At 68.3% G+C, this 10250-nt stretch carries 3 protein-coding genes; all 3 read left to right on the top strand.

Annotation, left to right across the window (positions count from 1 at the left end):
* A partial coding sequence (locus tag EJO71_RS34030) for a phosphopantetheine-binding protein (RefSeq protein ID WP_240651611.1) occupies positions 1-688 on the top strand: 688 nt, incomplete at its 5' end.
* Positions 688-5316: a type I polyketide synthase gene (locus EJO71_RS34025; RefSeq protein WP_125953049.1), complete on the top strand. Its 4629-nt coding sequence runs from the start codon at positions 688-690 to the stop codon at positions 5314-5316. The genes EJO71_RS34030 and EJO71_RS34025, both read left to right, overlap by 1 nt.
* Positions 5317-5329: 13 nt before the next feature.
* Positions 5330-10250, top strand: a 4921-nt coding sequence (locus tag EJO71_RS34020) for a non-ribosomal peptide synthetase (RefSeq protein WP_126053807.1), incomplete at its 3' end; no start/stop codon positions are given.

Genomic DNA, 10250 nt, shown 5'->3' with positions numbered 1-10250 from the left:
GGTGCGGTGGAACAACGAGGGTCAGCTGGAGTACCTGGGCCGGATCGACCATCAGGTGAAGGTGCGGGGGTTCCGCATCGAGCTGGGGGAGATCGAGGCGGGGCTGCAGGCCCAAGCGGAGGTCAGAGAAGCAGTCGTGGTGGCGAACGAAGGTCCGGCGGGTACGAGGCTCGTGGGCTACGTCTCGGGCAACGGAATCGACACCGCGGTCCTCAAGCAGAAGCTGGGAGAAGCGTTGCCGGACTACATGGTCCCGAGCGTGCTGGTGGTGCTGGAAGCACTGCCGCTGAACGCGAACGGGAAGGTGGACCGCAAGGCACTCCCCATCCCCGCCATCACCAGCGACAAACCCTACGAAGCCCCGCAAGGCCCCATCGCCGAAACCATCGCCGCCATCTGGGCCGAAGTGCTGCAGATGGAGAAGGTCGGCATTCACGACAACTTCTTCGACCTCGGCGGGCATTCGCTGCTGCTGGTCCGCGTGCACCGCCTTCTCGAAGACAGGCTTCGCACCACCGTCGCCCTGGTCCAGCTTTTCAAGTACCCCACGGTCGGTTCGCTGGCCCAGTGGATGGAGCGCGGCGCCGCCGCACCCGCGGCGTCGTCGCCCACGGCCGGCGACGACCGTGCGCTGCGCCAGCGCGCCGCCTTGCTTCAACGTCGCAAATCCGCGGAAAGAGTCAACTGATGAACACCCTCAACGAACAGGCCGGGCAGGCCGACGCGGCCGCCACCGGCATCGAGATCGCCATCGTCGGCATGGCGGGGCGCTTTCCGGGCGCCGACGATGTCGATGCTTTCTGGCGCAACATCCGCGACGGCGTGGAGTCCGTGGCCGGCTTCACCGACGAGCAACTGCGCGCCCGAGGCATTTCGCAGGAACTGCTCGACGACCCCGCCTATGTGAAGGCGGGCGTCCAGTTCAAGGGCTTCGACCAGTTCGACGCCGGCTTCTTCGGCTATTCGCCGCGCGAGGCCGAGTACCTCGACCCGCAGCAGCGCATCTTCCTGGAGTGCGCGTGGGCCGCGCTCGAGCATGCCGGCTGCGACGCCCACACCTGGCCGGGCAAGATCGGCGTCTACGCGGGCGAGGGCCCCAACCTGTACCTCATGCGGCACCTGCTGCCCGCGTTCGGCCTGGGCGATGGACGCGGCATCGCCGACCTGCTGGGCCTCATGAGCGGCAACTCGGGCGGATCGCTGTGCACCCGCGTGGCCTACAAGCTCAACCTGCGCGGCCCGGCTGTCACGGTGCAGACCGCCTGCTCGACCTCTCTGGCCGCGGTGCACACCGCCTGCCAGTCGCTGCTGGGCTACGACTGCGACATGGCACTGGCCGGCGGCGTCTGGCTCAACCTGCTGCAGGACAACGGCTACCTCTACCAGGCCGGCGCGATCCTGTCGCCCGATGGCCACTGCCGCGCCTTCGACGAAAAGGCCGCGGGCACGGTGATCGGCAGCGGCGCGGGCCTCGTGGTGCTCAAGCGCCTCGACGACGCTCTGCGCGACGGCGACACCATCCATGCCGTCATCAAGGGCACTGCCGCCAACAACGACGGCGCCGACAAGGTCGGCTTCACCGCGCCCAGCGTGAACGGCCAGGCCGAGGCGATCCGCGCGGCGCAGCTGATTGCGGGCGTGGCCGCCGAATCCGTGGGCTATATCGAGGCCCATGGCACGGGCACGGTGCTTGGCGACCCCATCGAGCTCGCCGCGCTGACGCAGGCCTTCCTGGCCGATTCCAATCGCACCGGCTACTGCGCCATCGGCTCGGTCAAGACCAACGTGGGCCACCTCGATGCGGCGGCCGGCGTCACCGGCCTCATCAAGACGGTGATGGCGTTGAAGCACAAGACGCTGCCGGCGAGCCTGCATTTCGAGCGGCCCAATCCACAGATCGATTTCGCGGCGAGCCCGTTCTACGTCAACGCCGCCACCAAGGCATGGCCTGCGGGCGCTACGCCGCGCCGTGCGGGAGTCAGTTCGTTCGGCATCGGCGGCACCAATGTGCATGTGGTGCTCGAAGAGGCGCCTGCAGCGAAGCAGGCCGAGAGCTCGTCCAGCTGGCAGGTGCTGCCGCTGTCGGCGCAGAACGCCGCCGCGCTACAGCAAGCCGGCCAGCAATTGGGCCGACACCTCGAAGCGGCGAGCGACCAGGCGCTTGCCGATATCGCGCACACACTGCAGAGCGGCCGTCGCGCGCAGCCGCTGCGCGCGGCCATCGTCGCCAACGGCAACGCCATGGCCGCGCAGACGCTGCTGTCGCTCGAGGGCAGCTTCGAGCAGGTGATGCGCGCGCCGGCCACCGCGCCCGAGGTCGCCTTCCTTTTCCCCGGCGGGGGCACGCAGCACGCCAACATGGGCTCTGCGCTGTACCGCGACGACCCGGTGTTCCGCGGCGAGGTCGATCGCTGCTGCGCACTGCTGAACGATGCGATGGGCATGGACCTGCGCCAGCTGCTGTACCCGGCGGCCGGCGCCGAAGCCGCAGCCGACCACAAGCTGTCGTGCATCGAATACACGCAGCCGGTGCTGTTCATCGTCGAGTACGCGATGGCCCGCGCCTGGATGGCGCGCGGCGTGCGGCCCGCCGTGATGCTGGGCCACAGCCTGGGCGAGTACGTGGCCGCCTGCCTGGCCGGCGTGTTCAGCCTGGAAGACGCGCTGCGCATCGTCACCGCGCGCGGCCGCCTGATGCAGTCGATGCCCGCCGGCGCGATGACGGCCATCGCGCTGACCGAGGCAGAGCTTGCGCCGTTCCTTCAGGCCGGCTGCGACATCGCCGCGATCAACGGCGAGCAGCTGTGCGTGCTCGCGGGGCCGTTGCAGGCCATCGAGGCGGCCGAGAAGCAGCTGTCTGCCCAGGGGCTGCTGCCGCGCCGCCTGCATGTCGCCATCGCCTCCCACTCGGCCATGACCGAGTCCATCGTGGCGGAGCTGCAGCAGGTGGTTGCCTCGGTGCCGCGCCATGCGCCGCGCATTCCGTTCATCTCCAACGTGACCGGCAAGCCCATCACGCCCGAGCAGGCGATGGATCCGGCTTATTGGGGGAGCCATCTGCGCGGCACCGTGCGCTTCGCTGATGGACTGGCCGTGCTGCTCGGCGTGGCCGGGCGTGTCGTGCTCGAAGTGGGCCCGGGCGAAACGCTGGCCGGCCTCGCGCGCCAGCATCCGCTGGCTGCGTCGGCCGCAGGCATCTGGGCGAGCCAGGCGCATCCGCAGCAGCAGGCCCGCAACGAGCGGCAACTGGCCAGCGTGACGGGCGCGCTCTGGTGCGCCGGCGTGGAGATCGACTGGGCCGCCTGCCGCGCGGGCCAGCCGCGTCGCCAGGTGCCGCTGCCGACCTATCCGTTCCAGCGCCAGTCTTACTGGGTCGAGGCCGGCTCTTTCGAGGGCGGCACCAGGGCCGGTGCGGCAGCAGCAGCGACCGATGCGTTCTACGTGCCCACCTGGAAGCGCACCGAACCGCTGCAGCCTGTGCAGACGCCCGCACCGGCGGGCACGTGCACGCTGGTGTTCGGTGAAACGCGCAGCCTCACCGACAGCCTGATCCGTCACCTGCACCAGGATGCCGAGACGCACCCCGTGGTTTGGGTGGAGCAGGGCCCTGGCTTCGTCGAGATCAGCCCGCGCCACTACGCGGTGCGTCCTGGCGAGCGCGCCGACCACGAGCAGGTGCTGCGCAAGGTGCAGGCCGAGCTGGGGCCGGTCTCGAAGATCTATCACCTGTGGAGCGTGGACGACGAGCTCGCGGCGCCTTCGCAGTCGGACCAGATGCTGGAGCGCGGCTTCTTCAGCCTGCTGGCCCTCGCACAGGCACTCGACAGCGCGTCGGCCGGCAGCGAGCGCAAGCTGGCGATCCAGGTCGTCACCAACCAGATGGAAGACGTCAGCGGGCTGGAGCCCCTGTGCCCCGAGAAGGCCACGCTGTTCAGCCTTGCCAAGGTGGTCGGCCAGGAATATCCGCACATCGATTGCAACGTGACCGACGTGGTGCTGCCCGTGCCCGGCAGCGACGCGGAGACGTGGCTGGTGAGGCAGCTTGCGGCCGACATGCCGGCGCGTCACGACGAACCGCTGGTGGCGTATCGCGGCCCGCATCGCTGGGTGAAGGGCTACGAGCCGCTGGCGCTGCCGGCACCGGGCGCCGGACCGCAGCAGCGGCTGCGCACGCACGGCGTCTACCTGATCACCGGCGGCCTCGGCGGTGTGGGGCTCTCGGTGGCGCGGCACCTTGCGAAGTCGTGGCAGGCGAAGCTGGTGCTGTTCGGGCGTACCCCGCTGCCCGAGCGCAGCACTTGGGAGGCGCTGGCCGCATCGCCCGAGCAGCCGGCGGCACTGCGCCAGAAGCTGCTGCAGCTGCTCGAACTCGAAGCGCTGGGCGGCGAAGTGCTCGCGCTGTCGGCGGACGTGGCCGATGCGGCGCAGATGCAGGCAGCCGCCGCGCAGGCGCGACAGCGCTTCGGCGCCATCCACGGCGTGATCCACACGGCAGGCCATGCCAACAGCGGGATGATCGGCCAGCGCACGCGTGCCATGGTCGATGCCGTGTTCGCACCCAAGCTGCGCGGCACGCAGGCGCTGCTCGAAGCGGTGCGCGAAGACGCACTCGATTTCGTGCTCTTCTGTTCGTCCATTTCCGCCATGGCCGGCGGCCTGGGCATGAGCGACTACGCCGCGGCCAACGCGTACCTCGATGCCTTGGCCGCGCAGGAGCAGCGCAGCGCCCGCCACGCCGTCTTCTCGGTCAACTGGGACGCCTGGCGCGACCTAGGCATGGCCGCGGGCATGGTGCTGCCCGAAGGCGTCGGCATGGACGGCCCCGAAGGCGCGCTGGTGCTGGAGCGCATCGTCAACGGCCCGGCGTTCTCCCAGGTGGTGATCTCCACGACCGACCTGACGCAGCGCCTCGGCGAACTGGACAGCGGAATGCTGGAGCTGATCGAGTCCGGCCCCCTGGCCCATGCGGTACGCGCCGGCCGGCGCAACCATCCGCGTCCTGCGCTCGACACGCCCTACGTCGCGCCCGACGGCGATCTCGAAACCGGCCTTGCCGCCGTCTGGCAGGACATGCTCGGCATCACCGCCGTCGGCATTCACGACAACCTGTTCGAGCTCGGCGGCGACTCGCTGCTCGCCATCCAGATCCTGGCGCGCGTGCGCAAGGCCTACGAGATCGAACTTCACCCGGCCGCCTTCTTCAAGGCGCCAACCATCGCCGACCTGGCCCTGCTGGTCGAGACCCGCCTGATCGAAGAGATCGAGAACGGCGAAAGCAGCGAGAACAAAGACCCGGCCGATGCCGCCACCGTCTGAAACAAGCACCGTCATGCCCGAAATCCAGGATATCTCCGCACGCCGCGCCAGCCTGAGCGCCGAACAACGCGCCAAATTGCAGGCGCGACTGCGTGGCGCAAGCGTGGCCGGCGCGCGCGAAGCCGGGAGCGCCATTCCCCCGCGTCCGCAGAAAGATCGCGCACCGCTGTCCTTCGCCCAGCGCCGCCAGTGGTTCCTGTGGAAGCTGGACCCGGGCCGCACGGCCTACCACCTGAGCGGTGGGCTGGTGCTCACGGGGCACCTGGACATCGAGGCCCTGCGCGCTAGCGTGCAGGCGCTGATCGACCGCCACGAGTCGCTGCGTACCGTCTTTCGCGAGGAAGGCGATGGCGAGGCGGAGCAGGTCATCCTGGAGACCCTGGCGGTCTCGCTGCCGTGCATCGACCTGAGCACGCTGGATACGACGGCACGCGAGGTGGCCATCGATCGTGAGGTGCGCGGCATCCGCACCGAGCCCTTCGACCTCACGCGCGGTCCGCTGATGCGTACCGTGCTGCTGAAGACCGGCGCGCAGACGCATCAGCTGCTGGTCGTGATGCACCACATCGTGTCGGACGGCTGGTCGGTGCAGCTCACGCTGGACGAATTGGCTGCCCAGTACGCTGCACGCGTGCAGAAGCGCTCGCTGGAGCAGCCTGCGCTGCCTGTGCAGTACGCCGACTACGCCGTCTGGCAGAACCGGTGGCTCGAAGGCGGCGAGGGCGAGCGTCAGCTCGCCTGGTGGCGCGATCACCTGGGCGCGGAGCAGCCGGTGATCTCGCTGCACACCGACCGGCCGCGCAATGCCGATGGCCGCTACGGCTCGGCGCGCGTCACTGTCGCGCTGCCGGCCGATACCGTCTCACGGCTGCGCCAGCAGGCCCAGGGGCAGGGCGCGACGCTGTTCATGACGCTGCTCGCGGGCTTCAATGCGCTGCTGTTCCGGCACACGGGGCAGACCGATGCGCGCGTCGGCGTGCCCATTGCCAACCGCAACCGGGCGGAGACGGCGGGCGTCGTGGGCTTCTTCGTCAACACGCAGGTGCTGCGCGCGCGCATCGATGCGCGCATGACGCTGGAGGAGCTGTTCGTGCAGACGCGCGACACGGCGATCGGTGCGCAGACTCACCAGGATCTGCCGTTCGAGCAACTGGTCGGGGCATTGCGGCCCGAACGCAGCCTCAGTGCGAATCCGCTGTTCCAGGTGATGTTCAATCACGTCCGGCGCGACCATCGCTCGCTGGCCGAGTGGCCGGGCGTGTCTGTGCAGCGGCTGGACTTCGAGGAAGAGGACGCACAGTTCGAGCTGACGCTGCAGACGCTGGAACTCGAGGACGGCAGTGTGGAGGCGACGCTTCTCTACGCCTCGGAGCTGTTCGACCGGGAGACAGTGGAGCGGATGGCAGGGCACTACCTGTCGGTGCTGCGGGCGCTGGTCGAGCAGCCGCAGCAGGCGGTGGGGGATGTGGTGCTGGTGGGGGCTGTGGAGCGCGCGCAGCTCGCGGCGTGGAGCGAGAACGCACGTTGCCACGTGGATGCCCAGCCTGTGCACCGGCAGATCGAGGCACATGCAAGGCTCAAGCCGCAGGCTCCCGCGCTGGTTTTCGGCGACGAGGCTCTGAGCTACGGCGAACTCAATGCCCGCGCGAACCGCCTTGCGCACCGCCTGATTTCTCTTGGCGTGGGCCCCGATGTGCTGGTCGGCCTCTGCGTGGAACGCTCTGTCGAGATGATGGTGGGCATCTTGGCAGTGCTCAAAGCAGGAGGCGCCTACGTGCCCCTGGACCCCGAGTACCCTGCGGACCGCCTGTCCTACATGGTGGAAGACAGCGGCATCGCATTGCTGCTGACCCAGCGCCACCTGCGCTCGCTGATCCCGGGTGTTCAAACGCTTCAGGTCCTCGAACTCGACACTCTCGATACGTCATTCGAATCCGACGCCGATCCGCAAGTCCCCTTGCACGGCGAACACCTGGCCTACGTGATCTACACGTCCGGCTCCACGGGCCGCCCGAAGGGCGCAGCCATCCGCCATGAGGCGCTCTTCAGCTGCATGGCCTGGATGCAGGAGTTCTACACCCTGGCTGGTGCCGACACGGTGCTGCACAAGGCCCCCTTCGGCTTCGACGTGTCCGTCTGGGAGATGTTCTGGCCGCTGACCTCGGGTGCAAGACTGGTCATTGCCAACCCGGGCGACCACCGCGACCCGGTGCGGCTGGTCGAACTGATCCAGAAACACCAGATCACGACGCTGAACTTCGTGCCCTCGATGCTGCAGGCATTCCTGGCGTACGAGGGGATCGAGGCGACAACGAATCTCAAGCACATCATCTGCGGCGGGGAGGCGATGCCTGCAGCCACGCAGAGAGAAGCACTTCAGCGCCTCAGTGGTGCGACGCTGCAGAACCTGTACGGCCCGACGGAGACGACGATCCATGTGACGCAGTGGACGTGCCGGGACGATGGCAGCAGCCAAGTGCCGATCGGCCGTCCGATCAGCGACACGCAGGCGTACGTGCTGGACGGGAGCCTGAACGAGGTTCCTGCGGGTGTGGCGGGAGAGCTGTACCTGGGGGGCATCAACCTCGCACGGGGCTACCTGAAGCGCGCAGGACTTACGGCCGAGCGCTTCATCGCAACGGACAAGGGGCAGCGCCTGTACCGCACGGGAGACTTGGTGCGGTGGAACAACGAGGGTCAGCTGGAGTACCTGGGGCGGATCGACCACCAAGTGAAGGTGCGGGGCTTCCGCATCGAGCTGGGGGAGATCGAGGCGGGGTTGCAGGCCCAAGCGGAGGTCAGGGAAGCAGTCGTGGTTGCGAACGAGGGGCCGGTGGGCACGAGGCTCGTGGGCTATGTCTCGGGCAATGGCATCGACACGGCAGTGCTCAAGCAGAAGCTGGGAGAGGCGCTGCCGGACTACATGGTCCCGAGCGTGCTGGTGGTGCTGGAAGCGCTGCCGCTGAACGCGAACGGGAAGGTGGACCGCAAGGCGCTGCCTGCGCCGGAGTTCACGAGCGACAGGGCGTACGAGGCGCCGGAAGGCGAAGTCGAGCAGACCCTGGCATCGATCTGGTCCGAAGTCCTCGGAGTGGCTCGCATAGGCCGCAACGACAACTTCTTCGAACTCGGCGGCGACTCCATCCTCAGCCTCAAGGTCACGGCACGAGCCGCCAGGGCCGGAGTGCAACTGAATCCCCGGCAGGTGTTCGAGCACCAGAGCCTGTCGCGCATCGCCCAGGCGATCGGCGCCGGCCAGTCTTCAATGACGCCGACCATCCCCGTTCTGACGGCCGAACAGCGCGCCGGCACCCTGGCACTGTCCCATGCACAGATGCGTCAGTGGTTCCTGTGGCAACTCGATCCGTCGAGCACCGCGTACCACATCAGCGGTGCGCTGAAGCTGGAAGGCAGGCTCGACGTGGAAGCCGTGCGCGCGAGCTTCGACGCGCTGGTGCAGCGTCACGAATCGCTGCGCACCGTGTTCCGCACCGACTCACAAGGCCTGGCCCGGCAACTGATCCGCGAAGCCGCGCCGCTCGACATCGCCGTGCTCGATCTCGCGGCACTGGGCATCGCACAGGAGCGCGAAGCACGCAGCAGGGAGGAAGCCCTGCGCCTGGGTCACACGCCTTTCGACCTGGCCGAAGGCCCGCTGCTGCGGGTCGGCCTGATCCGCCTGGCGCCCGAGGAGCACATGCTCGTCGTGGTGATGCACCACATCGTGTCCGACGGTTGGTCGATGCAGGTCATCGTCGACGAATTCGTGGCGCAGTACAGCGCGCGCGTGCGCGGCATGGAGGCGGAGCTGTCCTCCCTGCCGATCCAGTACGCCGACTACGCCGCATGGCAGCGCGATTGGCTCGAAGCCGGCGAGCGTGAGCGTCAGCTGGCTTACTGGACGCAGCATCTCGGCGCCGGACAGTCCGTGCTGCAGCTGCCTGTCGACCATGCAAGAAAGGCTGACGGCCGCTACAGCGCCGTGCGGCATGGCTTTGAACTGCCGGGTGACCTGGTGCAGCGACTGCACCGACGCCTGCAAGGTCACGGTGCGACGCTGTTCATGGGGTTGCTTGCAGGCTTCCAGGTGCTGCTCAGCCGATACACCGGCGAACTGGACATTCGCGTGGGTGTTCCGATTGCCAATCGACACCGCGCCGAGACCGAGAGCGTGATCGGCTTCTTCGTCAACACGCAGGTGCTGCGCAACGAGCTCGATGGCCGCCAGAGCCTGGCGCAGGTGCTCCTGCGTGCCAAGGATGCCGCGCTGGGTGCGCAAGCCCATCAGGACCTCCCGTTCGAGCAGCTGGTGGAGGCGCTGCAGCCCGAGCGCAGCCTGAGTACCAGCCCGCTGTTCCAGGTCATGTTCAACCACCAGCGTGGCGACCTGAAGGCGCTGCAGAACCTGCCGGGGCTCACGCTGACCGAATGCGACCTCGGACCGCAAGCTGCGCAATTCGAGCTGACGCTGGAAACCAGCGAGAGTGCCGACGGCCGCGTGCGGGCGAGCTTCAGCTATGCCGAGGAGCTGTTCGCGCCGCAGACCATCGGGCGGATGGCGGATCACTACCTCGCGGTGCTGGAGGCGCTGGCCGAGCGGCCGCAACAGTCGATGGGTGATGTAGCGATGCTCGGGGTGTCTGAGCGCGAGGAACTGCGTGCATGGAGCGAGAACCCGGAGCGCCACGGAGACGTGGAGCCTGTTCATCGCCTGATCGAGCGTCAAGCGAAGCAGCACCCCGATGCAACGGCGCTGGTGTTCGGTGAAGAGACCCTGAGCTACGGCGAACTCAACGCAAGGGCGAACCGCCTTGCACATCACCTGATGGCACAGGGCGTGGGCCCCGAGGTGCTGGTGGGCATCGCGGTGGAGCGCTCCGTGGAGATGGTGGTGGGGATCCTGGGGATCGTGAAGGCGGGCGGTGCGTACGTGC

Source organism: Variovorax sp. 679, from assembly GCF_003952185.1.
In the GTDB taxonomy this organism is placed as follows: domain Bacteria; phylum Pseudomonadota; class Gammaproteobacteria; order Burkholderiales; family Burkholderiaceae_C; genus Variovorax.
The sequence above is the reverse complement of the archived record's forward strand: the minus strand, read 5'-3'. Positions and strand labels throughout refer to the sequence as shown.